Origin of the sequence: Paraburkholderia sp. SIMBA_030, assembly GCF_046535245.1 — a bacterium.
GTDB lineage: Bacteria > Pseudomonadota > Gammaproteobacteria > Burkholderiales > Burkholderiaceae > Paraburkholderia.
Window position 1 is genome coordinate 331,691 of the sequence record NZ_JAWRXB010000003.1, and the last position, 23,072, is coordinate 354,762.

The 23,072-nt window shown below is 64.0% G+C and carries 24 protein-coding genes and 1 pseudogene; 15 read left to right on the forward strand and 10 right to left on the reverse strand.

The window, feature by feature from the left end; translation table 11 throughout:
- Positions 1-332: 332 nt before the first annotated feature.
- A complete protein-coding gene (locus SB772_RS06830) occupies positions 333-659 on the forward strand; it encodes a DUF1840 domain-containing protein (protein ID WP_341313404.1) in 327 nt (108 codons plus the stop codon).
- 153 nt (positions 660-812) lie between these two features.
- Here SB772_RS06830 and SB772_RS06835 read toward each other — a convergent pair whose 3' ends face one another.
- From SB772_RS06835 to SB772_RS06865, 7 genes and pseudogenes are all read right to left on the reverse strand, one after another.
- Complete coding sequence (locus SB772_RS06835) at positions 813-1,022, reverse strand: acid-shock protein (RefSeq protein ID WP_410832515.1); 210 nt, start codon at positions 1,020-1,022, stop codon at positions 813-815.
- A 159-nt stretch (positions 1,023-1,181) separates the two neighbouring features.
- Positions 1,182-3,977 carry a methionine synthase gene (metH, locus tag SB772_RS06840; protein WP_410832516.1) on the reverse strand — a complete coding sequence of 932 codons (2,796 nt, stop codon included), beginning with the start codon at positions 3,975-3,977 and terminating at the stop codon, positions 1,182-1,184.
- A 30-nt stretch (positions 3,978-4,007) separates the two neighbouring features.
- On the reverse strand, positions 4,008-5,078 hold the full coding sequence (locus SB772_RS06845) for a homocysteine S-methyltransferase family protein (RefSeq protein WP_410832517.1): 1,071 nt from the start codon (positions 5,076-5,078) through the stop codon (positions 4,008-4,010).
- A 343-nt stretch (positions 5,079-5,421) separates the two neighbouring features.
- The gene (locus SB772_RS06850) at positions 5,422-5,679 is read right to left on the reverse strand and encodes a DUF3567 domain-containing protein (protein ID WP_074762832.1); all 258 of its coding nucleotides are present in this window, start codon (positions 5,677-5,679) and stop codon (positions 5,422-5,424) included.
- Positions 5,680-5,797: 118 nt separating this feature from the next.
- Positions 5,798-6,067 (reverse strand): annotated as a pseudogene (locus SB772_RS06855) (3-oxoadipate enol-lactonase); the annotation flags it as partial.
- A 59-nt stretch (positions 6,068-6,126) separates the two neighbouring features.
- Positions 6,127-7,395 carry a DUF3108 domain-containing protein gene (locus tag SB772_RS06860; RefSeq protein ID WP_410832518.1) on the reverse strand — a complete coding sequence of 423 codons (1,269 nt, stop codon included), beginning with the start codon at positions 7,393-7,395 and terminating at the stop codon, positions 6,127-6,129.
- Positions 7,396-7,436: 41 nt separating this feature from the next.
- Positions 7,437-8,336 carry an IclR family transcriptional regulator gene (locus tag SB772_RS06865; protein WP_410832519.1) on the reverse strand — a complete coding sequence of 300 codons (900 nt, stop codon included), beginning with the start codon at positions 8,334-8,336 and terminating at the stop codon, positions 7,437-7,439.
- Positions 8,337-8,498: 162 nt separating this feature from the next.
- On the opposite strand from SB772_RS06865, the gene SB772_RS06870 reads away from it, so the two are divergent.
- From SB772_RS06870 to rfaE2, 7 genes are all read left to right on the forward strand, one after another.
- Positions 8,499-9,482, forward strand: coding sequence for a fumarylacetoacetate hydrolase family protein (locus tag SB772_RS06870; RefSeq protein WP_410832520.1), 984 nt, complete (start codon positions 8,499-8,501; stop codon positions 9,480-9,482).
- 237 nt (positions 9,483-9,719) lie between these two features.
- Positions 9,720-10,955 (forward strand): ABC transporter substrate-binding protein, encoded by a 1,236-nt coding sequence (locus tag SB772_RS06875; protein ID WP_410832521.1) that lies wholly within the window; start codon positions 9,720-9,722, stop codon positions 10,953-10,955.
- 58 nt (positions 10,956-11,013) lie between these two features.
- Complete coding sequence (locus tag SB772_RS06880) at positions 11,014-11,889, forward strand: enoyl-CoA hydratase/isomerase family protein (RefSeq protein WP_410832522.1); 876 nt, start codon at positions 11,014-11,016, stop codon at positions 11,887-11,889.
- Between the two features lie 103 nt (positions 11,890-11,992).
- Positions 11,993-12,784 (forward strand): PhaM family polyhydroxyalkanoate granule multifunctional regulatory protein, encoded by a 792-nt coding sequence (locus tag SB772_RS06885; RefSeq protein ID WP_410832523.1) that lies wholly within the window; start codon positions 11,993-11,995, stop codon positions 12,782-12,784.
- 47 nt (positions 12,785-12,831) lie between these two features.
- Positions 12,832-12,960: a hypothetical protein gene (locus SB772_RS06890; RefSeq protein WP_410832524.1), complete on the forward strand. Its 129-nt coding sequence runs from the start codon at positions 12,832-12,834 to the stop codon at positions 12,958-12,960.
- A 379-nt stretch (positions 12,961-13,339) separates the two neighbouring features.
- Positions 13,340-14,212, forward strand: coding sequence for a ferritin-like domain-containing protein (locus SB772_RS06895; protein ID WP_410832525.1), 873 nt, complete (start codon positions 13,340-13,342; stop codon positions 14,210-14,212).
- Positions 14,213-14,359: 147 nt separating this feature from the next.
- On the forward strand, positions 14,360-14,842 hold the full coding sequence (gene rfaE2 / locus SB772_RS06900; protein WP_410832526.1) for a D-glycero-beta-D-manno-heptose 1-phosphate adenylyltransferase: 483 nt from the start codon (positions 14,360-14,362) through the stop codon (positions 14,840-14,842).
- A gap of 70 nt (positions 14,843-14,912) precedes the next feature.
- Here the strand turns inward: rfaE2 and SB772_RS06905 are convergent, their stop codons facing one another.
- From SB772_RS06905 to SB772_RS06915, 3 genes are read right to left on the reverse strand one after another with little or no spacing between them, the layout of a single operon-like run.
- Positions 14,913-15,152 carry a hypothetical protein gene (locus tag SB772_RS06905; RefSeq protein WP_410832527.1) on the reverse strand — a complete coding sequence of 80 codons (240 nt, stop codon included), beginning with the start codon at positions 15,150-15,152 and terminating at the stop codon, positions 14,913-14,915.
- 50 nt (positions 15,153-15,202) lie between these two features.
- Entirely contained in the window at positions 15,203-16,018 is an 816-nt protein-coding gene (locus tag SB772_RS06910) for a type III pantothenate kinase (RefSeq protein ID WP_410832528.1), read from the reverse strand.
- Complete coding sequence (locus SB772_RS06915; protein WP_410832640.1) at positions 16,015-16,920, reverse strand: biotin--[acetyl-CoA-carboxylase] ligase; 906 nt, start codon at positions 16,918-16,920, stop codon at positions 16,015-16,017. Before SB772_RS06915 ends, SB772_RS06910 begins: the two co-directional genes overlap by 4 nt.
- 106 nt (positions 16,921-17,026) lie before the next feature.
- Between SB772_RS06915 and SB772_RS06920 the strand changes: the two genes are divergently transcribed.
- The 7 genes from SB772_RS06920 (at position 17,027) to SB772_RS06950 (ending at position 23,020) form a co-directional block, all read left to right on the forward strand.
- The gene (locus tag SB772_RS06920) at positions 17,027-18,160 is read left to right on the forward strand and encodes an MlaE family ABC transporter permease (RefSeq protein WP_410832529.1); all 1,134 of its coding nucleotides are present in this window, start codon (positions 17,027-17,029) and stop codon (positions 18,158-18,160) included.
- Positions 18,157-19,035 (forward strand): ABC transporter ATP-binding protein, encoded by an 879-nt coding sequence (locus SB772_RS06925; RefSeq protein ID WP_410832530.1) that lies wholly within the window; start codon positions 18,157-18,159, stop codon positions 19,033-19,035. Before SB772_RS06920 ends, SB772_RS06925 begins: the two co-directional genes overlap by 4 nt.
- A 16-nt stretch (positions 19,036-19,051) precedes the next feature.
- Positions 19,052-20,017 carry an MlaD family protein gene (locus SB772_RS06930; RefSeq protein ID WP_410832531.1) on the forward strand — a complete coding sequence of 322 codons (966 nt, stop codon included), beginning with the start codon at positions 19,052-19,054 and terminating at the stop codon, positions 20,015-20,017.
- A 29-nt stretch (positions 20,018-20,046) separates the two neighbouring features.
- On the forward strand, positions 20,047-20,673 hold the full coding sequence (locus SB772_RS06935; protein WP_410832532.1) for an ABC-type transport auxiliary lipoprotein family protein: 627 nt from the start codon (positions 20,047-20,049) through the stop codon (positions 20,671-20,673).
- Between the two features lie 31 nt (positions 20,674-20,704).
- Positions 20,705-21,862 (forward strand): VanZ family protein, encoded by a 1,158-nt coding sequence (locus SB772_RS06940; RefSeq protein ID WP_410832533.1) that lies wholly within the window; start codon positions 20,705-20,707, stop codon positions 21,860-21,862.
- Positions 21,863-22,043: 181 nt separating this feature from the next.
- Positions 22,044-22,367, forward strand: coding sequence for a (2Fe-2S) ferredoxin domain-containing protein (locus SB772_RS06945; protein ID WP_115099488.1), 324 nt, complete (start codon positions 22,044-22,046; stop codon positions 22,365-22,367).
- Between the two features lie 8 nt (positions 22,368-22,375).
- Entirely contained in the window at positions 22,376-23,020 is a 645-nt protein-coding gene (locus SB772_RS06950) for an alpha/beta hydrolase (RefSeq protein ID WP_410832534.1), read from the forward strand.
- Positions 23,021-23,072 lie beyond the last annotated feature (52 nt).

Genomic DNA, 23,072 nt, shown 5'->3' on the forward strand with positions numbered 1-23,072 from the left:
GAAAGCGGCGACGCACCCGCCAGGATACGTCGGGCACGCCGGTCGGGCGCGGCCTCAGGCACATTGCCTGCGCCGCGGCTGGCGCGGTACACGGCGACACGCAGCGGCCGCAGGCAGCAGATCCAGCCATGTCACTTCCGGCAAGCCGCGCGCAGCGTGGGGCGGCGCGCTTTTCCGTCCAGACGGATTTTAGCAGGTGCTAATATGTTCAATGAGATGCCCGCTAAGGGCCGTGGCCGCCGCGCCTGATCGGCGAGTCAACGAAACGCGCACCGGCGGAGGCCGTACAGCCGTTCGCGCGTCGATCCTATATAACGAAAAAGGGAACAGTCATGCTGATTACTTTCAAATGTCGCGCTGCGCCGGACGTGGTGATGCTGGAGAATCTCGCGCAGTACCTTGTCGGCATCGTCGGCAAGCGTCTGGGTGAGCGTGGCGTCATTACCCACGACGAACTGGGTACTGCGATCACGAAACTCGAATCGGCCATCAGTACCGACAAGCAGGAGCGCGCCGAGCACGACGGTCATTTTCACGAAGGCGAAGAGGGCCACGAGCATCATGAGATTCCGCCGGGACTCGCGCAGCGCGCGTATCCGTTCCTCGACATGCTGCGCGCGGCGCAGAAGGAAAACGCGGATATCGTCTGGGGCCTCTGAGTCCGGGCCTGCCCGCCGGTCGCGGCGTGCGGCATGCCTCGCGCCGCAGCGCCGTATGTGCCGATAAATCATGTGCCAATAAAAAGAGCCCGCATCGTGCGGGCTCTTTGTCTGTCACAGGTCTGAACTGGCGGCCTGTCCAAGCTGTGCCGATTACTGGCTGGCGGCGTCCGCCGGTGCAGCCATCGGCGCTGACGCACCCTTCTTCATTTTCTGCTTCTTGGGCTTCTTGACGTGCTTCTCTGTGGGCGGCGAATACGAACTGACCGCGCTGGAGCCGTTCGGCGCGGCGGGTTGAGCCAGCGCCACAGAAGCGCCTGCGGCAAGCGAAACAGCAGCCAATAACAGCGTCAGCTTCTTCATACGATTTTCTCCGTTGACGATTGCAATTAGATAAGCCGACGCGTTTTGGCCGCGTCTGGCGGGGTCAAGCCAATTCAGAGTTTACAAAGCCGAAAATTACACTGCCGCAAATATTCAGCCTTTCTCGCCCGATATAGTGGGTTTCCCGCCACGCATGGCTTACAGCAATGGCGCCAGCGCCCGTTCGGCGTCCGTTTTCGACAGCGACATGCGTTTTGCGTAGTCTTCCAGCTGGTCCTGGCCGATCTTGCCGACCGAGAAATAGGTGCTGTCCGGGTGCGCCAGATAGAAGCCGGAGACGCTCGCCGCCGGCAGCATCGCCAGCGATTCGGTCACGCTCATGCCGATTTCAGTGGCCTGCAGCACCTCGAACATGTCGCGCTTGACCAGGTGGTCCGGGCAGGCCGGGTAGCCCGGCGCCGGACGGATGCCGGCGTACTTTTCGGCGATCAGGTCGTCGTTGGAGAGGGTTTCGGTGTTTGCGTAGCCCCACAGATCGCGCCGCACGCGGGCGTGCATCGCTTCGGCGAAGGCCTCGGCGAAGCGGTCGGCAAGCGCCTTCAGCATGATCGCGCTGTAGTCGTCGTGATCTTTCTCGAACTGCTTTTCCTTCACGTCGACGCCCAAGCCCGCCGTGACCGCGAACATGCCGATGTAGTCGGCCACGCCCGAATCCTTCGGCGCGATGAAGTCGGCGAGCGACCGGTTCGGCCGCATCACGCCGTCTACCACAGGCCGCACGCTTTGCTGGCGCAGGTTGCGCCACGTCAGTGCGACTTCGGAGCGGGATTCGTCGGTATAGATTTCAATGTCGTCGTCGTTCACCGTGTTGGCCGGCAACAGCGCGATCACGCCGTTAGCCTGCAGCCAGCGGCCCTGGATCAGGCGCGCGAGCATCGACTTGCCGTCGGAAAACACGCGCCGCGCCGATTCGCCGACGATCTCGTCGTTCAGAATCGCCGGATAGGGGCCGGCCAGATCCCACGTCTGGAAGAACGGACCCCAGTCGATGTAGTTCGCCAGCTCGCTCAGATCGAAGTTCTTGAACACGCGGCGGCCGATGAACTTCGGCTTGACCGGCTGGTAGCTCGCCCAATCGACCTTGGTTTTGTTCGCACGGGCTTCGGCGAGCGTGACCATCGGCAGCGCTTTCTTGTTTGCGTGCTGATCGCGGATGCGGTCGTAGTCGGCTTTCAGGTCGTCCACATACTTGGCCGCGCCTTCGTCGGACAGCAGGCTCGACGCCACGGAGACCGAGCGCGACGCGTCCGGCACGTACACCACAGGCCCTTCGTAGTGCGGCGCGATCTTCACGGCGGTGTGCACGCGCGAGGTGGTCGCGCCGCCGATCAGCAGCGGAATCTTCTTGATGCGGAAGTAGTCGTCGCGCTGCATTTCCGATGCGACGTAGGCCATCTCTTCGAGGCTGGGCGTAATCAGTCCGGACAAGCCGATGATGTCCGCGCCTTCGACCTTCGCCTTCGCGAGAATGTCGTTGCACGAGACCATCACGCCCATGTTGACCACTTCGAAGTTATTGCACTGAAGCACCACCGACACGATGTTCTTGCCGATGTCGTGCACGTCGCCCTTCACCGTGGCGATGACGATCTTGCCCTTCGCGCGCACGTCGGCGCCGGCTTCGGCGAGCAGCTTCTTTTCCTCTTCGATGTACGGGATCAGATGCGCGACCGCCTGCTTCATCACGCGGGCCGACTTCACGACCTGCGGCAGGAACATCTTGCCCTGGCCGAACAGGTCGCCGACGATGTTCATGCCGTCCATCAGCGGGCCTTCGATCACGTTGATCGGACGGCCGCCGGCCGCGGCGATCTTCGCGCGCACTTCCTCGGTGTCTTCAACGATGAAGTTCGTGATGCCGTGCACCAGCGCATGCGACAGGCGCTTCTCGACCGGCTGGTTGCGCCACTCCAGATTCTCTTCCTTCTTCGCGGCGCCGGTCTTGAACTTGTCGGCGATTTCCAGCAGACGGTCGGTGCCGTCCTCGCGGCGATTCAACACCACGTCTTCGACGCGCTCGCGCAGCTCCGAATCGAGATCGGCATACACGCCGAGCTGGCCCGCGTTGACGATGCCCATGTCCATCCCCGCCTGGATCGCGTGGTAGAGGAACACGGTGTGAATCGCTTCGCGCACCGGATCGTTGCCGCGGAACGAGAACGACACGTTCGACACGCCGCCGCTGATCTTCGCGTACGGCAGGTTTTCCTTGATCCAGCGCGTTGCGTTGATGAAGTCGACGGCGTAGTTGTTGTGTTCTTCGATACCGGTCGCAATGGCGAAGATGTTCGGATCGAAGATGATGTCTTCCGGCGGGAAGCCGACTTCGTTCACGAGGAAATCGTACGAGCGCTTGCAGATCCGCGTCTTGCGTTCGAACGTGTCGGCCTGGCCTTGTTCGTCGAACGCCATCACCACGGCGGCCGCGCCGTAGCGGCGAATCAGGTTCGCGTGATGACGGAACGCCGCTTCGCCTTCCTTCAGCGAGATCGAGTTGACGATCGCCTTGCCTTGCACGCACTTCAGGCCCGCTTCGATCACTTCCCACTTCGACGAGTCGATCATGATCGGCACGCGCGCGATGTCCGGCTCCGATGCGATCAGATTCATGAAGCGCACCATGGCGGCTTTCGAATCGAGCATCGCCTCGTCCATATTGACGTCGATGACCTGCGCGCCGTTCTCGACCTGCTGGCGCGCGACGGCGAGCGCCTCGTCGAACTGGTTGTTCAGGATCATTCGCGCGAACGCCTTCGAGCCGGTCACGTTGGTGCGTTCACCGACGTTGATGAAGAGCGTCCCGGACGTGACGTTGAACGGCTCGAGGCCGGAAAGGCGCATGGTGTGATCGGTCATGGCGTGTGTGCGGTTCGATTGCGTGCGGGGTTGCGTACGGGTTGCGTGCGATTGGGTGCGTCTGTTTCGGTAGCGCAAGAGCGGCGGGTCAGGATCGAGCCGCCGGACTCAGGCTGCGTCGCGATACTGAGTCGGCCATTGACGTGGCTTGACTTCGGCCAGCGCCCTGGCAATCGCCGCAATATGCTCCGGCGTCGTACCGCAGCAGCCACCGGCGATATTCACGAGACCGGCCTGTGCGAACTCCTTCAGCAATCCCGACGTATCCGCCGGCAATTCGTCGAAGCCCGTATCGCTCATGGGATTCGGCAAACCGGCGTTCGGATAGCACGACACGTAGGTGTCGCACAGCTTCGCCAGTTCGGCGATGTATGGACGCATCAACGCCGCGCCCAACGCGCAGTTCAGGCCGAATGTGAGCGGCCTGGCGTGACGCAGGGAATTCCAGAACGCTTCGACAGTTTGCCCCGACAGAATGCGGCCCGATGCGTCGGTGACGGTGCCCGAGATCATGATCGGCAGACGCTCGCCGGTGTCTTCGAAGAGTTCATCCAGCGCGAACAGCGCGGCTTTCGCATTGAGCGTGTCGAAGATCGTTTCGACGAGAAACAGATCGGCGCCGCCGTCGAGCAGCGCTTTCGCCTGTTCGTAGTACGCCGCGCGCAGTTCGTCGAAAGTCACGTTGCGCGCGCCCGGATCGTTCACATCGGGAGAAATGCTCGCCGTTTTCGGCGTCGGTCCGATCGCGCCGGCGACAAAGCGTGGCTTGTCCGGCGTCGAATACTTGTCGCAGGCGGCGCGCGCCAGCTTCGCCGATTCGAGGTTCATTTCGATCGCGAGGTCTTCCATCCCGTAGTCGGCCTGCGCGACCGTGGTGGCGCCGAAGGTGTTGGTCTCGATGATGTCCGCGCCCGCCTCGAGATATTGCTCGTGGATCTCGCGGATGATCTGCGGCTGCGTGATCGACAGCAACTCGTTGTTGCCCTTGATGTCGCGGCCGTAGTCCTTGAAGCGGTCGCCGCGGTAGCGGGCTTCGTCGAGCTTGTAGCGCTGGATCATCGTGCCCATTGCGCCGTCCAGGATCAGGATGCGCGACTTGAGCAGCGCGGGCAGCGCCGCGCCGCGCGTATAGGCGGCGTCAGGGCGGACTGGCGTGGCGGTTTGAGCAGGCTGGTTCATGGCGGACGTGGGCTTGCGCCGGCTTTTTCGGGAAACCTGTCATTGTAGCCGCTACGGGGCGGTTCCGCCGGGCGCGGACGGCGCAACCGCCCTGGGCGAGGCAGGTTCGTCCGCCTGACGACCAGAACGCACGAAAATGCCCGAAAACGCAGGGAAGCGAAACAAAACGAGGAAACAAAACGAGGAAACAAAACGAGGAAACAAAACGAGGAAACAAAACGGCCCAGCGAAGCAAAAGCCTGCTGGGCCGTTCTATCGAAGCTGACCGTCTTGTTAAGGCCGCCGGGTGGGCCGGGCGGCGCGGTCGATGTATGTCGCCAAACCGTTACGCCAAACCTCGAGGTTAGTGAAGAATCACCGGTTGATGCATCAGACTGTCGAACTGGCCGAGGAATTCGTCTACTTCGTCCAGCGACGGTTCCTCTTCGATCAGTTTTTGCACGTGCTCGCGAAAGCGCGCCGCCATTGCACCGTCAATGTAGATTTCGCGCTGCATGTTCTTGTCGACGATCTCGTAGCCACCGGACTTCATGGCCAGCAGACCTTCCTGCGGCGGAAACTCGACGACACAATAGTTGGGGCTGTTGTAGATCATTTGCATGGCGACACTCCTTATTTCCGTTGGCTCCTGGCCGTTCCTGCGCCATAGGTGGAGCGTATGGTGTGGAATTCAAGGGGTGGGTCCGGGTTGATGCTTCTAAAAGTCCCGGACCTACCGGTTAGACCGGCCTTGCAAGAAACGTTTCAAGCAGTGCAGCAAAACGGTGAGATTGCCCGAACGGCGCAAGCTGAGCGGCTTCGCGCCGTTCGAACCGTGCGCCCTCGATGGCGTCTGCTATTGCCCGCGTAGCAGCCGGTGGCGTGCCCGTGTCGTGACGGCCCGCCACCGCGAGGGTGGGAAGATGCAACGCCCCCAGCTTACTGCGTACGTCGAAATCGCGCAGTGCTTCGCGCGCGGGAGCGTCGCCTTCTGACAACGTATGCGTGAGCACGCCGCCAGGTAAGCGCGCCGCCAATTTGCTCGACCGTTTCAAGACCCTGCGGGCGGTCAGGGCTTTTCGGGCGGGTTGCTGGAATCGCTCGGATTGAACGGTGAAGCGGGCGGGGCTTCGGGCGTATTCGCCGGTGCCGCAGGCGGCGTGGCGTTTGCCGAATTGTCAGGCGAACCGTTGCTGCTGTTGTTCGTGTTGCCGGCCGAGCCGCCGACGCTCGCCGCATCGAGCTTGCCGCGCCACACCAGTTCGATTTGCGTGCCGTTCGGCTCGGTCTGCATGATTCGCGCAGGCAGCCAGCCGAGCGACGGCGCGAGCCACACGTCGATGCGGCGCCGATCGCCGTCGTGGCGAGGCAGCCGTTTGAAATGGCGCGTATCGAGGTAGCCCTGCGCGGTGCGGATGGTCTCATCGCCGATGGTCTCGACCGGCCAGTTCTCACCGCTGTCGTTATCGATGACGAAGAACTGTCGCGTCACGCCAGGCTGATACGCGCCGGGATCGCCGCGCACCAGGCTGGCAAGCTGCATCACCATGCTGAAGCGGTCTTGCGCGCCGTCGGGCAGCGGCAGCGTCGCCGGGGTGCGCGTGAACGCGATCTGTTTGGCGGTGCGATTGAAGACCGACACGTCTTCGGCCCGGCGGCCGCGCTTCTCGACATACTGCTCGGGGGCGAGGCCAAACGCGTCGATGCGGCCGTGGCTCGAATAAACAAACGTGCCGACGAACGGTAACGGCACGGATACGACCATTTCGTAGCGCTGGGCGTCGCTGGTCCAGTGGATCGTGCCGGGCTGGTTGCGCACGCCGTTGTAAAACGTGTCGTATTGCAGTTCGCCCGAAGGCGGGACGGAGAATTTCACGCCGGGTGAAGCTTGGGGCGCACTCGCTGCGGCGGGCGCGCTGGCCGGGCCGGCTGCGCTTGCGTTGGCGCTACTTGCCGCGGCCGGTGCGCTCGCTGCAGCATCCGACGCAGCCTTAGGGGAAGCGGGCGCTTCCGCTCCTGGCCGCGTAGCGGTCAGCACATGTTCGCGCGGCTTCCTGACGGCTGCCTTATGCGCCGGTGCGGCCGGCCGCGGTTGCGGCGCGGCGCCGGCGGGTTGGCGCTCGATGCGTTCGGGCGTCAGCAGCGCGACCTGCATGGGAATATGCTCCTTGTCCGATGCATTCAGCGTCGCGCTGTTGCGCTCGACCCACTGCGCGGCGATCCAGTGCAGGACGGCTACCACTACCAGCACTGCCGTCCAGCGCCACGTGCGCACACCGCGGCGCGCGGCGACAGGCTGCGTGCGATCGGAGCGGCGTGTGATGGGGGGTGAGGACATCGGCAAGTGAGTTCTGGCAGACGGAAGGTGATTGCAGTGTTTCAGCGCGGCGCCGCACTATACCCCAGCTCATACGACAGTTTTTGCGCACATTCGCGCATCGCCGTATCGATCTCGCCGCCCCAACTGATGTCGAACGCACCTTCATGGCCGAGCGCGATCAGGCCGAGCGCGAGATCGCCGGTCGAGTCGAACACCGGCATGCAGAATGCGTGGATAGTCGGCAGCAACATGCCTTCGACGCGTGCCGCTTCGTGTTGCCGCACGTCGGCCAATACCCGTTCGACTTCTTCCCGCGTGCGTGGTCCGCCGGCGTGCGACGAGCGGCGCGAATCGGCCAGCTCGCGCTCCAGCATCGCGGCGGTCTTGCTGGGCGGCAGATAGGCGGCAAACAGCAGGCCGGTGGCGGAACTGAGCAGCGGCATCACGTCGCCGAGCCTGAGCGACGCCTTGGCCGGGTGGCTCGATTCCATCCAGTGAACCATCGTCGGCCCCTGATTGCCCCACACCGCGATGCCGACCGTCAGATCGAGCCGGTCGCGCAGTTCGGCAAGCGCGATGCGCGCCAGCTTCACGCCGTCGACACGCGCGAGCCGCGCGAGTCCCAATTGCAATGCGAAACCGCCCAGTTCGTAGCGGCCCGAAAGCGGATCCTGCGCGACCACGCCGAGGCGCAGAAAACTCACCAGATAGCGATGCGCCTTGGCCGGACTCATGCCGGCGCGCTGCGCCAGATCGCGCAGCATCATCGCGCGCGGTTCGTGGGTCAGCACGTCGAGCAGCCTGAAACCGACTTCGATCGACTGAATGCCCGAGCGCAGCTTTTCCTCGCTGGCCTCGACGGTTTCGTCGTCGGCGGAATCCGCGGATTCAGCGCGGTCGAGCAGTTCAGCTGGGTCGGCGTCGGTGCGGATCGCGCCGGGGCGGGCAATTGGAGGCATGAGCGGGACGCACGGAGCGCGTTCAAAAGACGGTCGGAAAACGAGCAGGGCAGCCGAGCCGCCGCGGCCCACAAGCGGCGGCCGGGCAGCGGCGCTTGGGCCGCGACGATTCACCATCGTAGAATAGATTCTCTCTATCGTCACCAATACGGCTCATTCCCTATGAAACTTGCCACGCTGAAGGACGGCACGCGCGACGGCCAACTGATCGTCGTGTCCCGCGACCTGCACACCGCGGCGATCGCCGACGCGATCGCGCCCACGCTGCAGCGCGCGCTCGACGACTGGGCCTTCTACGCGCCGCAACTGCAGGACCTGTACGAGTCGCTCAATCAGGGGCGCGCCCGCAACGCCTTCCCGTTCGACGCGAAGGAATGCATGGCGCCGCTGCCGCGCGCGTTCCAGTGGGCCGACGGTTCATCGTACGTGAATCACGTCGAACTGGTGCGGCGCGCGCGCGGCGCGGACATGCCGCCGGAATTCTGGACCGACCCGCTGATGTATCAGGGCGGCAGCGACGACTTCATCGGCCCGAAGGACGACGTGCTGTGCGCATCGGAAGAATTCGGCATCGACTTCGAAGCGGAAGTCGCCGTGATCACCGCCGACGTGCCGATGGGCGCCACGCCCGAGCAGGCGCTCAAAGGCGTGCGCCTGATCACGCTGGTCAACGACGTTTCATTGCGCAATCTGATCCCTGCGGAACTCGCGAAGGGTTTTGGCTTTTTCCAGAGCAAGCCGGCGAGCGCGTTCGCGCCGGTCGCCGTGACACCCGACGAACTCGGCGAACACTGGCGCGAAGGCCGCGTGCACCGGCCGATGATCGTCCACTGGAACGGCAAGAAGGTCGGCCAGCCGGACGCCGGCACCGACATGGTGTTCCACTTCGGCCAGTTGATCTCGCACGCGGCGAAAACGCGCAATCTGCGCGCCGGCGCGATCGTCGGGTCGGGCACGGTGTCGAACAAGGACGCGAAACGCGGCTATTGCTGCATCGCCGAGAAGCGCTGCCTCGAAACCATCGAGCACGGCGCGCCGCAGACCGAGTTCATGAAATACGGCGAAACGGTGAAGATCGAGATGTTCGACGAAGCGGGCAAGTCGATTTTCGGCGCGATCGACCAGGGCATCGCGCCGCTGGACTGACGCACAGGATTTGTGCGGAATGCGGTGTCGGGCCGCCCTCCGCGCAAGGCTCCGCGCATACGAAAGGGTTTCGCCCGATGCCGCCGCAAGAGCGCGCCGCTACACTGACTGGCGCGGCGGCAGCCTGGGGTAGCTGGCCGCCGTCCATTGCGGGACAGGCGCGGAGCAGCAGATAAGCAGTACGTCGGCAGTATGTCGGCAGTACGTCAAAACGAAAAACCAACGGGAGGAGACAGCATGCCGCGATTTGAGTCGACTGAGCCGGCGCCCCGACGTCCTGAAACCCGGCGTGCTCGCGCATCGAGCTTGCATGCAACGAAACTGCGGCATCGGCTCGCCGGCCTTGCTGCCGTGCTGGGCGCGGCGTTGCCGGGCATCGCCCTCGCGCAGGTGAAGATCGGCCTCGTGCTGTCGCTGACCGGGCCGGCCGCTTCGCTCGGCATTCCCGCGCGCGACACCGCCACGCTGCTGCCCAAACAGCTCGGCGGTCAAAAAGTGGAATACATCGTGCTCGACGATGCGTCCGACACCACCCAGGCTGTGCAGGACACCAAGAAGCTGATTTCCGAAGATCGCGTCGACGTGATCATCGGTTCGTCGATCACGCCGAATTCGCTGGCCATGATCGACGTGGTCGCCGACGGTGAAACGCCGATGATCTCGCTGGCGTCGTCGGCGAAAATCATCGACCCGGTCGATGCGAAGCGCCACTGGGTATTCAAGACCCCGCAAACCGACGCGATGATGGCTTCGGCGATTGCCGGGCACGCCAGCGCGCACGGCGTCAAAACGTTCGCATTCATCGGCCAGGCCGACGCGCTTGGCGAGACGTTCTACACCGAGGTCGCGAAATTCGCGCAACTGCACCACATCAACATGGTGGCGAGCGAGCGTTTCAATCGCACCGATCCGAGCGTCACCGGTCAGGTCCTCAAGATCCTCGCGGCCAAACCCGATGCAGTGGTGGTGGGCGCGGCCGGCACGCCCGCCGCATTGCCGCCGAAGACGCTCAGGGAGCGCGGCTTCAAAGGATTGATTTATCACAATCACGGCGTCGGCAATAACGACTTCCTGCGCGTGTGCGGCGCCGATTGCAACGGCACTTTCCTGCCCGCCAGCCCGGTGCTGGTCGCCGCGCAATTGCCGGTGGACCATCCGGCCAAGCGTCTCGCGCTCGATTACATCGCGCGCTTCGAGGCACTGCGCGGGGCGGGCAGCGTGTCGGCGTTCGGTTCGTACACGTGGGACGCGGGCATGCTGCTCGGCAACGCGGTGCCGATCGCCCTCACACAGGCCGCGCCCGGCACGCCGGAATTTCGCCGCGCGCTGCGCGATGCGCTGGAAGCCACGCGCGCGCTCGCGAACACCAACGGCGTGGTCAACATGAGTGCAACCGATCACCTCGGGCTCGATCAGCGCGCGCGCGTGATGGTCGAGATCCTGAATGCCAAGTGGGTTTATCAGCCGCGCTGACGTTGCGCCTGATGCGCGCGGCCTTTTAACGGACATACCGATAGACGGATTGCTCACCATGTCTCAAGCACAACACAGCAACGATCCTTTTTACGCGCACTACCGGTCGCTGCAATTGCACCGCCATCCGCACGGCGTGCTGGAGGTCGTGATGAGCGGCGAAGGCGCGAACAGGAGCGGGCTCGCGACGGCCAACGCGCGTATGCACTTCGAACTTGCCGAAATCTGGCGCGATATCGACCGGGACCCCGACACGCGCGTCGCGATCATTCGCGGCGAGGGCAAAGGCTTTTCAGCGGGCGGCGACCTGCAACTGGTCGAAGACATGGCGACCGATTTCGACGTGCGCGCGCGAGTCTGGCGCGAGGCGCGCGATCTCGTCTACAACGTGATCAATTGCAGCAAGCCGATCGTCTCGGCGATGCACGGACCGGCGGTCGGCGCCGGGCTCGTGGCCGGCCTGCTCGCCGATATCTCGATCGCGACGAAGGCGGCGCGCATCATCGACGGACATACGCGGTTGGGCGTCGCCGCCGGCGATCACGCGGCAATCGTGTGGCCGTTGTTGTGCGGCATGGCGAAGGCGAAGTACTACCTGCTGCTGTGTGAGCCGGTGAGCGGCGAAGAGGCGGAGCGAATCGGGCTGGTGTCGCTGGCCGTCGACGAAAACGATCTGCGGCCGAAGGCATTCGAAGTCGCGCAGAAACTGGCCAACGGTTCGCAAACGGCCATTCGCTGGACCAAGTACGCGTTGAACAACTGGCTGCGCTCGGCAGGGCCGGCGTTCGATACGTCGCTGGCGTTGGAATTCATGGGTTTTGCCGGGCCGGATGTGCGCGAAGGCGTGAGTTCGCTGCGTGAGCGGCGCGCGCCGGATTTCGGCGGCGCGGATCCGTGGAACGGACCGAACAACAGGCTGAAACCGGCCGAATAACGGCCCAAACGAAGCGCGGGCACAGCGCGGCGCGCGGTATGATCGAATCAGAGGAGCGCGGGATGGCGCTACTTCCTTCCCTTTCTGCAGCGAGGCGACAAGCATGACCGATACACCTGGCTCCACGCCGCCCTTTCCCGGCTTTCCCGGTTTTCCGCCCGCTGAAATGCTCGAGCGCATGTGGGGCATGATGCGTCTTTCGCCGTTCGGCTCGGCCTTTTCTGGCGCGCAGCCTGCCGGCGGGCTCGGGCCGTCGCTGTCGATGATGTCCGACATGATGGCGCCGCTCACCAACGTCGAAGAGCTCGACAAGCGCATCACCGACATGCGCGCGGTCGAGCAATGGCTCAAGCTGAATCTGAGCATGCTGCAGTCCGCCATTCAGGCGCTCGAAGTGCAGCGCGCGACGCTCGCTACCCTGCGTGCGTTCGGCGCGTTCGCGCAGTCGTCGATGTCGCAGCCGGCTTCGGCGGCGGCTGCGCCGGGGCCGGCGCCGGCCCCGGCGGCAGGCTGGTCGCATTCGGCGTCGTCCAGCGCCTCGGGTGCAGCGAGCGACGCTTCGTCGGGAAGCGCCGAATCCGACACCGACACTGCCGATACCGCCGCAACGCCGCCCTTCGACGCCTCCGCCTGGTGGGATCTGCTGCAATCGCAATTCAATCAGATTGCCCAGTTCGCGATAACGCAGCCGGGCGTCGCAAGCGCAGGCGCGGCAAGCGGGACCGCGGCGGCGTCGCCGGACGAAGCGGAAACGAACGAGCAAGCGGCGTCGGCGAAAGCGGGAAGCAAGGCCGAAGCTGCTGCAAAACGTCCCGCGGCGAAACGGGCGCCGTCGTCCGCCAAGCGGGCAAGCAGTTCGACTGCCAGCCCGCGAGCAACCAAAAAGTCCATTTGACAGCGGGAATGCAATGGGCCGGCAGGAGCCGTACACAGGCGGCGCAAATGAACGTGAATTCGCCGCCTGTCACGATTTTGACCATGATCGCCGGTCACACTCGCTTAATTGCCGGTTTTATTGAGGCTGGTCAATTTGGCACAGGGATTGCGGCGCTAACCGCGCGGATTCCGTAAAGTCAGCGTGCTATGATTATGAAAGCTTTATTTGGCTTTTGGGCGTGCGCTGAAAAACAACCAATCCAGCCGCCCTTGCTCCATTCGCCGCCGGCACAACCGGCGTAGGGCTGGACGGTGCGGTTTTCATCGCAAACTGGCTCGACCTCAGGCACAGGGTATCCCTCACCCACGGTTGGCCGCGCAGCGCATAACCTATGGTTGTCGCCGCCGCGCAAACACCCAGAACCTCTTTGCTGCCCGGTGCCTCCAGGCGGCCGATTACCGCGTAAAATTGAAGAATTGGCCGACAAACGGTGCGTTTCGTTCGTCGTAAGCAAAAGTGCTACACGTAAGTAGTAACAGACACAGACAGTATGTGCAGAACAGGGGTGGGACTATGAACACCATGCTTTATCCGGAACTTTATAAATCGCTCGAATCCGTTCGATGGGACATGGAGAAAGACATTCCCTGGGACAAGTTCGATGCGTCGCTATTGACCGACGAGCAGGCCGCGACGATCAAGATGAACGCGATCACCGAATGGTCGGCGTTGCCCGCCACGGAAATGTTCCTGCGCGACAACCATCACGACAGCGATTTCTCCGCGTTCATGAGCGTGTGGTTCTTCGAGGAACAGAAGCACTCGCTGGTGCTGATGGAGTATCTGCGCCGTTTCAAGCCGGAAATGTGCCCGACCGAAGAAGAGCTGCACGCCGTGCGCTTCGAATTCGATCCGGCGCCGCCGCTCGAAACGCTGATGCTGCACTTCTGCGGCGAAATCCGCCTGAATCACTGGTATCGCCGCGCAGCCGAATGGCATACCGAGCCCGTCATCAAGGCCATCTACGAAACCATTTCGCGCGACGAAGCGCGGCATGGCGGCGCCTATCTGCGCTACATGAAGAAAGCGATGGCGCAAACCGGCGATATCGCGCGTGCCGCGTTCGCCAAGATCGGCGTCTTGATGGCATCGGCGCGCCGCACTGAAAAGCCGCTGCATCCCACCAACCTGCACGTGAATCAGGCGCTGTTCCCGCGCGACACGATCCAATCGCGTCTGCCGGATCCGGAATGGCTCGAACGTTGGCTCGACGAGCAAATCCGTTTCGACGACGGCTGGGAAAAGAAGGTGGTCGAACGGATTCTGCACAACCTGTCGATTCTGTTCGAGCGCACGTTCACTACAGCGCAGGAATTGAACCGCTATCGCAAGGAAGTGGTCGCGAGGTTGCAGGCTGATCAGAAGTCGGCTGAACAACCGGCCTGACGGTATTCCGGTTCGTTGGCATTGGCGCCGCGAGCTGGTTTGTTGGCTTTAAGAACGGCCCGGCAGGCGTGAGCTTGCTGGGCCGTTTTGCTTCATGCCGTTCGGCGTGTATTGTGGCGACACTTCTTTTTTCTTTCTGACTCCGTCATGGCTGCTAATTTCGAACGCAAGATTTTTACGCGCGATGCGCTTGTTGGGCTTCGTTCTTCCATGCCGGCGCCGGTTGTTTTTACCAACGGTGTGTTCGATATTCTGCATCGCGGGCATGTGACTTATCTTGCCGATGCCAAGGCTCTCGGCGCTTGTCTCATCGTTGGCGTGAATAGTGATGCTTCTGTTCGCATGCTCGGGAAAGGGGATGATCGGCCTATCAACAATGAGGCCGACCGGATGGCTTTGCTCGCTGCTCTCGAGAGCGTCGATTATGTGGTTTGCTTTGGTGAGCAGACGCCCGTCGAGTTGATTTCGGCGCTGCGGCCGGATGTGCTCGTTAAAGGCGGTGATTACGATATGGATGCTTTGCCGGAGTCGGCGATTGTGCGGGGATGGGGTGGGAAGGCTTTGGCTATTCCCTTCGAGCATGATCGCTCCACTACCGCCCTGTTGAAGAAGGTTCGGACACAAGCGTGAGTGGTTTTTTCCCCGTGGCGCTTGTTGTTCGTATGCCTACGGTGTTGCCTCTCCCTGCCTTTGCGTGCCTTCACTGCGGCAAAGTCGACGCCGCAATCGGCGCCGTGGGCGCCGGGCCGCCCACTATCGGCTGGTCGGCGGCTTCGGCTGCTGTCACGGGTTTCATCTTCAACCACTCCGGATGAACCTGGCGGTTCAGGTGGTTCGGCTCGCGTCCGCCGGCTGTAGGCGTCGGGCCGAATACGCCGCGCATCGCGACGAATGCCAGCATGTTGGCAAGAAACAATATGGCTATCAGCCAGCGCAGCATCGTTAATATTCCCCGTCCAGAAGTTGAGCCACCATTTCTATGGCCGCAGTTCAGGCGTCCCGCACCGTCGCGCTCTCGGCAGCAATCAGCGCGAGTCCAGACAGCACCAGCGAATCGTGGCGAGTATGCGGCACTTTCAGCGCGGCTGTCACTTCGTCAGCCGCCCCTCCGCTCACCACCAGCCGCACCGGCACGCACCACTCGTCCTGCAAGTCGCGCCACGTCCGCTCTATCAAACCCGCTTGCGCCAACGTGCAGCCCGCCGACAACGAACGCGGGGTATCGGTCGCGAAGAACGGACCGCGACGCTCGCCGTCGGGTGCGTCGTCATCGTTGAGCAGGCCGCGCGCGGCGTTGGCGTCGAGCGTCGGCAGTTGCGCGGTGTGCTCGCCCAATGAACGCATCATCAGCGTCCAGCCCGGCGCAATCAATCCGCCGACAAAGCAGCCGTCCGCACGCAACGCTTCCAGCGTGGTCGCCGTGCCGAAAGTCGCAATCAACAGATGCTCGCCCGGAAATGCCGCGTGCGCGCCAATCAGGCCGGCCCAGCGGTCGCTGCCGAGCGCATCTGGCGTCGTGTAGCTATTGGTCACGCCGCATTGCTGCGCGCACGCGCGGATCGTCGTAAGCGGCAGTTGCGGCCAATGCGCGTCCAGCAACGCGCCGATCCGCGCTGCCACCGTCTCGCCTGCGACGTTCGATAACCATGCGCCGCCGGGTATCGGCAAATTCGACCAGTCGGGTTGATCCGCGCCGCCATGCGCGAGGGCGCCGGCCGCGCTCTGCGTGCCGTCCTGCTGCACCAGCGTCCATTTGATGCGGCTATTGCCGGCGTCGATCAACAGATAAGGCGCGCCGCTCGTCATGCAGCACCGTCGGCCAGACGCAGCGAGACGTCGCCGGTCGCGATGGTCTGACGGCCCGCAGCCGTGTCGAGCAGCAACTGACCGCGTTCGTCGGCGCCAGCCGCCACGCCGCGCGCAAGTTCTTCGCCCTGCTCGAGCAGCACCACTTCGCGGCCCGCGTAAGCATGCACCGCGTTCCAGCGCGGCTGGAACGGCGCGAAGCCTTCGGCGCCGAAGCGCTGCAACGCCGGTTCGAGCGCGTTCAGTTCCGCGGCGAGCGTGTCGGTGAGGTTCGCGTTAGGCAGTGCGCGTTGCAGCGCGGTCGGCGCCGTGCCGCGCGCCTGGGGCGGCACGTCGGCGTTCAGGGCGCCGACCTTGGCGGCGAGTTCGTCCGCACCCTTCACGTTGGTGCCGATGCCGATCACCACCGCGCTCGCTTCGTCGGTGCTCCAGGCGGTTTCGATCAGGATGCCGGCCAGCTTGTCGCCTTCGAGCAGCACGTCGTTGGGCCACTTCAGCGCGATCTGGCCGGGTCCCGCGACCGGCAGCGCGCGCAGTCCGTCGACCAGCGCCACGCCAACGGCGAGGCTCAAACCCGCCAGTCCTTCCAGCGGACGCGGCAGCACGCACGCCACCGAAAACAGCAGCGCATTGCCCGGCTCGGCGTACCAGGGCCGACCACGGCGGCCGCGGCCGGCGGTTTGCAGATACGCGACCCGCACGATCGGCCGCGGCAGCGCACCGGCTTTGCGCGGCAGCGCTTTGACGCGCGTCATCAGGTCGGCGTTGGTCGAGCCGGTTTCCTCGACGATTTCGATCGGCCAGTCATGCGCGTGCGGGCCGAACAACGCGACGGCGCGCTCACGGTCGATGCGCCATTCATTCGTCGCAGCGGCTTGGGGTGGGGTCTTGGAAGCGTTCATCTTCATATTGTAGCGATAGCGAACACTGGAAGCCTCGCGAGGACGGTCCATCGCTCGCGCCTTCGCTACAATGGCCCTTAATCCGATAACCAGATTCCAGCGATCCTTGAACTACGACACTCCGCCCGGCCTTGAAGTCGCGGCTGGCAGCCAAGGCAAGATCGTCCGGCTCTCGGGCCAGTGGACGGCGCTTGCGCTCGCGCGCGACCGCTCCACCGGCCACGTGATTCCGCAGTTGCGCTCGCTAATCGGCGCCGAAGGCATCGGCCAGTGGGACCTGTCGCGGATCGACCGGATGGACCACGTCGGCGGCCAGGCGCTGTGGCGCGTGTGGGGCCGCAAGATGCCCGCCGACACCACGCTCACCGATACGCAACGCGACATCTTCGAACGCATTGCCCTGCTCGACACCGCGCGCGAAAAAGTCGAACCGGTGGTCAAGTTCGATCCGTTCACGCGCCTCGGTCTGGCGATTTTCTCCTTCTTCGAGCATCTGTACGGCGGCGTCGCGATGTTTGGGCGCGTGGTGCTGGATCTGTTGGCGATCCTGCGCAACCCGAAAATCACGCCGTGGACCGAAATCTCCGCGAACGTTTACAACGCCGGCAGCAAGGCGCTGCCGATCACCGCGCTGGTCGCGTTCCTGATCGGTATCGTGCTCAGCTATCTGTCCGCACAGCAACTGCGGCTTTTTGGCGCTAACCAGTACATCGTCAACATTCTTGGCTTGTCGGTGATTCGCGAACTGGGACCGGTCCTGTCGGCGATTCTGGTGGCGGGCCGCTCGGGCTCGGCGATCACCGCGCAGATCGGCGTGATGCGCGTCACCGAAGAACTCGACGCGATGCGCGTGATGGGCATTCCGCACGGGCTGCGACTGATCTTGCCGCGGGTGGTCGCGCTCGGCGTGGCGATGCCGCTGCTCGTGATGTGGACCAACATCATTGCTTTGACCGGCGGCGCGCTCGCTGCGAAGATCGTACTCGGTATCGACATGAACTACTTCGCGCGCGCATTGCCGAGCGTGGTGCCGGTCGCGAACTTGTGGATCGGCCTCGGCAAGGGCGTCGCGTTCGGCATGCTGATTGCGATCGTCGGCTGTCACTTCGGTTTTCGCATCAAAGCCAATTCGCAGAGTCTCGGCGAAGGCACGACGACCTCGGTGGTGACGTCGATCACCATCGTGATTCTCGCGGACGCGGTGTTCGCGATTCTCTTCCAGAATGTGGGGCTCGGATGATCGCGCCACTCACCCAGGCCGTGCGCGGCCAACCGATGCCCGAGATCGCCGAGCCGGTGATCGAGGTCATCGACATCACCAAGCGCTACGGCCGCAACATCGTGCACCAGCATTTGAACTTCGACGTGCGGCGCGGCGAGATCGTGTCGATCGTCGGCGGCTCGGGCTCGGGCAAGACCACGCTGGTGCGGCAGATTCTCGGTCTCGAAAAGCCGTCGTCCGGCACGATCAAACTGTTCGGCGAAGACCTCGCGACGATTTCTCCCGAAACCGCGCTCCTGATGCGCAGCCGCTCCGGCATGCTGTTTCAGCGCGGTGCGCTGTTCTCGTCGCTATCGGTGTTCGACAACATCGCGCAGCCGTTGCGCGAACTCGGCAAGGTGCCAGAAGACCTGTTGCGCGACATCGTGATGCTCAAGCTCGAGATGGTCGGGCTGCCGTGCAAGCACGCGTCGAAGATGCCATCGGCGCTGTCGGGCGGGATGATCAAGCGGGTGGGCATTGCGCGCGCGATCGCGCTCGAACCCGAACTGCTGTTTCTCGACGAGCCGACCGCCGGTCTCGATCCGCAGGCGTCCGACGAATTCGTCGAACTGATCGCCGCTTTGCATCGCGCGCTCGGACTGACGGTGGTGATGGTCACGCACGATCTCGACACGATGGTCGCGCTGTCCACCCGTGTGGCCGTGCTGGCCGATCGCAAGGTGCTGGTCGCCGCGCCGGTCGAACAAGCAGCGGGCGTCGATCATCCGTTTATCCGCGAATATTTCCTCGGCCTGCGCGGGCGTCGCGCGCTGCAGGCGCTGCCGCCGGAACGCCGCGCGAAGCTGCCGCGCGCGGCGCTCGAACCGGCATCGTCCGAATTGCCGCTGTGAACCAGGGAACCTGAGAATGGAAAACAAATCACATGCCTTCTGGGCAGGGCTCTTCACAGTGATCTTGCTGGGCGCCATCGCGTTGGCGGCTTTTTTGTTCAACGTCGACCGTTCGGTGCGGGTGCCGTACGATCTGATTGCGCGCACCAACGTGACCGGGCTCTATACGGACGCCGCGGTGCGTTATCGCGGGCTCGACGTCGGCAAGGTGCAGTCGATCAAATTCGATCCGGCGCATCCGGGTCAGATCGTGATTCGCATCCTCGTCGACACGCACGCGCCGATTACCCATTCGACTTTCGGCAGCCTGGGCTTCCAGGGCGTCACGGGCATCGCGTTCATCCAGCTGGATGACAGCGGGCGCGATCCGTCGCCGCTGCCGTCGTCGCCGAAGCAGGTGGCGCAATTGCCGATGCACCCGGGCTTGCTCGATCAGTTGCAGCAGCGCGGCGACGTGCTGCTGCACAAACTCGAAAAAGTCACCGACGACGTCGACAATCTGTTGTCGCCGGAAATGGTCAGCCAGTTGCAGGGCACGGCAGCCAGCATTCAGAAAGCCGCCGACGGCGTCGCCACGCTGACCCAGCAGATGGCGCCGGCGGCCGGCAAGCTGCCCGCCACGCTTAACCAGCTGGATCGCACGCTGGCGTCGACGAATCAGTTGATCACCAGTCTGAATCGACCGGACGGTCCGTTCGAGACCAATATGAACAAGGTCGGCACGGCGGCGCAGCAGGCGGGCGATGCGCTGGCGTCGATGGATGGCTCGTTGCAGGAGTTGTCGGCGCGAGTCGGTTACGACACGCTGCCGCGCGTCAATTCGCTTGCCGAAGACGTGCGCTCCGCGGCGCGGTCGGTGGACCGCGCGGCCGATGCGTTCAGCACCAACCCGCGCAGCGTGCTGTTTGGCGCGCCGCAGGCGGCGCCCGGCCCCGGCGAAGCCGGTTTTGTGTGGCCTGCGAACCGCGCCGCTGCTAAATGATTTGAAGGTTTGAAGAAAGGAAGATTGTCATGTCACGCTCGATTCACCGATTGTTTTCCTCGAGTGCCGCGCTTGTCGTGCTGCTCGCGTTCGGCGTGCTGGCTGCGGGTTGCGCAGGCACCCCTGCGGCGCTCTCAGATATCCGCTACGACCTCGGGCCGCCGAACCCGGCGGCTTCCGCCGGCACGCTGCCGGCTGTCAAGGTGCTCGATGTCAGCGCGCCCGGCATGCTCGAGTCCGACAAGCTGATCTACCGGCTCAACTACGCCGATGCGCAGCAGATGGCGTCGTACGCGAATAGCCACTGGACCATGGCGCCGTCGCAGTTGCTCACCCAGCGTCTGCGCGGCGCGCTCAGTTCGCGCGGCACCGTGCTGACGGGGGCGGACGGCGTGCGCGCGCCGGTGCTGAAAGTCGATTTGAGCGAGTTCGAGCAGGTCTTCGATAGCCAGTCGCAAAGTCACGCCGCAATCACCGCGCGCGCTACGCTGACCCAAACCGGCAAGGTGATCGGCCAGCGCACGTTTATCGCGCGTGCGCCAGCCAGTTCGGCCGACGCCGCCGGCGGCGCGCAGGCGCTCGCCACCGCCAGCGACGACCTCGTCGCGCAGATCGGCGCATGGCTCGGCGTGCAGGCGCTGGTCGCGGCGCAATGACGGGCTTGCAGCGCACGCGACGGAGCGCTGCATGAGCATAAAACCCTGGGCGCGCCGTCCGTCGGTGCTCGCCCGTCAGGCGCTGGTGCTGTACGCCGCGCTGATCGTCTACGGTTCCTGGTATCCGTTTTCCGGCTGGCGTTCGCTCGGCCTCGGTCCGTTCGACTATCTGTTCGATCCCATGCCGCAGTATCTGACGGCGTTCGACGTCGTCACCAACGTGCTCGGCTACATGCCGTTCGGCGCGCTGGTGGTGCTCGCGCTCTATCCGCGCTGGCGCGGCACGTTGGCGGTCGCGCTCGCGGTTGTGCTCGGCGGCTTGCTGTCGGGCGTGATGGAAGCCGTGCAGACCTATCTGCCGACGCGCGTCGCCTCCAACCTCGATCTGGCCGCCAATGCGCTCGGGGCGCTGCTCGGCGCGGCGATCGTGTCACCGGCCAGCGGCGCGCTGCTCGATCGCGGCTTGCTGCGTCGCGTGCGGCTGCTGTGGTTCGAGCGCGATAGCACCGCGCTCGCGTGTCTTGTCGCGTTGTGGCCGTTCGCGACGATGTACCCGGCACCGCGCCTCTTCGGGCTCGGCAACTGGCCGCGCGCGCTGTGGCTGAGCTTCGATTCGACCATGCAGGATGCGTTGCGCGCATGGATGCCGCCCGGCTGGCACGTCGGCGCGTGGCCGATGATCGCCGCTGCCTGGCTGCCCGACGACGGCTGGGAAGCCGTCATCACGACGCTCAATCTATTCGCCGCGCTCGCGCTGGCGTCGCTGCCGATCCGCCGCCACGCGCCGCGCGTGCGCCTGTTGATCGCGTTTGTCGTGACGGCCTTGTGCGTCAAGGCCGGGGCGACGTTTCTGCAATCGCAATCAGGTCTTGCGTTCAACTGGGCGACACCCGGCGCGCTAGCGGGTCTCGCATGCGGCACGGCCGCGGCGTTGCTCACGTTGCGGCTGCGGCGCCGCACGCGCGCGGCGCTCGCGGCCTGTGCGCTGACGATCGCGCTGGTGTTCGTCAATCTGCTGCCAGTGAATCCGTATTTCGATGTCGTGCTGGCCGACTGGCGGCAAGGGCGTTATCTGCACTTCAACGGTCTCGCGCAATGGCTCGCGTGGATCTGGCCGTATGCGGCGCTGGTGTGGCTGGCGTTTCTGGTCGAGCGTGTGTGGCTCAAGCGGCGCGTGAGCGGCGCTTGAGCCTTGGGCCGCGATGCGATGCGCCGTGGGTGAGCCGGGCTGACCCATACCCCGAACGCGCCTTCAACCGGTGAGCCGCTGAGCGACCCCGAGCGTCGCTCGCTATAATCGACCGCACAACAGGCGCGCCGCAGCGCGTCCAGCGCCGTTCCCCACTCTTAAATCCTCGTCTCCGGACACCATGGACTCCTTCTACAAGTACCACGTCTTCTTCTGCCTCAATCAGCGCGAACCCGGCGCGGAGCGCCCGAGCTGCGCGAACTGCAACGCGCAGGCGATGCAGGAGCATGCAAAAAAACGCGTGAAGCAACTCGGCCTCGCCGGCCCCGGCCAGGTGCGGATCAACAAGGCCGGTTGTCTGGATCGCTGCGAACTGGGTCCGACGGTCGTCGTTTATCCGGAAGGCGTCTGGTACACGTATGTCGACGAGAGCGACATCGACGAAATCGTCGATTCGCACCTTGCGAACGGCAAGATTGTCGAGCGTCTGAAGATCGATCAATAAGCCGCGCCATGAACGTACATACGAAGAAATATCTGATCGACGGCCCGGTCGGCAAAATCGAGGTTGCGCTGGACCTGCCCGACGAAACCCGCGAAAACGGCGCCGCGCCGCGCGGCATCGCGCTGGTCGCGCACCCGCATCCGCTGTTCGGCGGCACGATGGACAACAAGGTCGCGCAAACGCTGGCGCGCGCGCTTGTGCAGCTGAACTACGTGACCTATCGCTCGAATTTTCGCGGCGTGGGCGAAACGCAAGGCGAGCATGACAACGGCATCGGCGAGCGCGACGATCTGCGCGCGGTGCTCGACCATATGCGTGCCGAAGCGGGGCAGGGCGATCTGCCCCTTGTACTCGCGGGCTTTTCGTTCGGCACCTTCGTGTTGTCGCATGTGGCCGCGAAGCTGCGCGAAGAAGGGCAGGAGATCGAGCGGATGGTGTTTGTCGGCACCGCGGCGAGCCGCTGGGACGTCGCGCCCGTGCCGGAAAACACGCTCGTGATTCACGGCGAAACCGATGAGACGGTTCCCATTCAATCGGTCTACGACTGGGCACGACCGCAGGAATTGCCGGTTGTCGTGATTCCGGGAGCGGAGCATTTTCTGCATCGCAAGCTGCATATTCTGAAGCGGATCATCGTCGACGCATGGCGATAAGCGGTGCGCTGCGCGTGTTTTCCGGGGTACAGGTACGCGCAAACGAAAATTA

What these genes read in the sequence shown, in the direction of transcription:
- SB772_RS06860 (WP_410832518.1), bottom strand. Translation starts at nt 7,395, where the DNA reads ATGTCCTCACCCCCCATCACACGCCGCTCCGATCGCACGCAGCCTGTC.
- SB772_RS06940 (WP_410832533.1), top strand. Translation starts at nt 20,705, where the DNA reads ATGAGCATAAAACCCTGGGCGCGCCGTCCGTCGGTGCTCGCCCGTCAG.
- SB772_RS06890 (WP_410832524.1), top strand. Translation starts at nt 12,832, where the DNA reads ATGAACGTGAATTCGCCGCCTGTCACGATTTTGACCATGATCGCCGGT.
- SB772_RS06880 (WP_410832522.1), top strand. Translation starts at nt 11,014, where the DNA reads ATGTCTCAAGCACAACACAGCAACGATCCTTTTTACGCGCACTACCGG.
- SB772_RS06835 (WP_410832515.1), bottom strand. Translation starts at nt 1,022, where the DNA reads ATGAAGAAGCTGACGCTGTTATTGGCTGCTGTTTCGCTTGCCGCAGGC.
- SB772_RS06925 (WP_410832530.1), top strand. Translation starts at nt 18,157, where the DNA reads ATGATCGCGCCACTCACCCAGGCCGTGCGCGGCCAACCGATGCCCGAG.
- SB772_RS06875 (WP_410832521.1), top strand. Translation starts at nt 9,720, where the DNA reads ATGCCGCGATTTGAGTCGACTGAGCCGGCGCCCCGACGTCCTGAAACC.
- SB772_RS06930 (WP_410832531.1), top strand. Translation starts at nt 19,052, where the DNA reads ATGGAAAACAAATCACATGCCTTCTGGGCAGGGCTCTTCACAGTGATC.
- SB772_RS06845 (WP_410832517.1), bottom strand. Translation starts at nt 5,078, where the DNA reads ATGAACCAGCCTGCTCAAACCGCCACGCCAGTCCGCCCTGACGCCGCC.
- SB772_RS06905 (WP_410832527.1), bottom strand. Translation starts at nt 15,152, where the DNA reads ATGCTGCGCTGGCTGATAGCCATATTGTTTCTTGCCAACATGCTGGCA.
- SB772_RS06895 (WP_410832525.1), top strand. Translation starts at nt 13,340, where the DNA reads ATGAACACCATGCTTTATCCGGAACTTTATAAATCGCTCGAATCCGTT.
- SB772_RS06910 (WP_410832528.1), bottom strand. Translation starts at nt 16,018, where the DNA reads ATGACGAGCGGCGCGCCTTATCTGTTGATCGACGCCGGCAATAGCCGC.
- SB772_RS06870 (WP_410832520.1), top strand. Translation starts at nt 8,499, where the DNA reads ATGAAACTTGCCACGCTGAAGGACGGCACGCGCGACGGCCAACTGATC.
- SB772_RS06950 (WP_410832534.1), top strand. Translation starts at nt 22,376, where the DNA reads ATGAACGTACATACGAAGAAATATCTGATCGACGGCCCGGTCGGCAAA.
- SB772_RS06830 (WP_341313404.1), top strand. Translation starts at nt 333, where the DNA reads ATGCTGATTACTTTCAAATGTCGCGCTGCGCCGGACGTGGTGATGCTG.
- rfaE2 (WP_410832526.1), top strand. Translation starts at nt 14,360, where the DNA reads ATGGCTGCTAATTTCGAACGCAAGATTTTTACGCGCGATGCGCTTGTT.
- SB772_RS06915 (WP_410832640.1), bottom strand. Translation starts at nt 16,920, where the DNA reads ATGAACGCTTCCAAGACCCCACCCCAAGCCGCTGCGACGAATGAATGG.
- SB772_RS06945 (WP_115099488.1), top strand. Translation starts at nt 22,044, where the DNA reads ATGGACTCCTTCTACAAGTACCACGTCTTCTTCTGCCTCAATCAGCGC.
- SB772_RS06850 (WP_074762832.1), bottom strand. Translation starts at nt 5,679, where the DNA reads ATGCAAATGATCTACAACAGCCCCAACTATTGTGTCGTCGAGTTTCCG.
- SB772_RS06865 (WP_410832519.1), bottom strand. Translation starts at nt 8,336, where the DNA reads ATGCCTCCAATTGCCCGCCCCGGCGCGATCCGCACCGACGCCGACCCA.
- SB772_RS06885 (WP_410832523.1), top strand. Translation starts at nt 11,993, where the DNA reads ATGACCGATACACCTGGCTCCACGCCGCCCTTTCCCGGCTTTCCCGGT.
- SB772_RS06935 (WP_410832532.1), top strand. Translation starts at nt 20,047, where the DNA reads ATGTCACGCTCGATTCACCGATTGTTTTCCTCGAGTGCCGCGCTTGTC.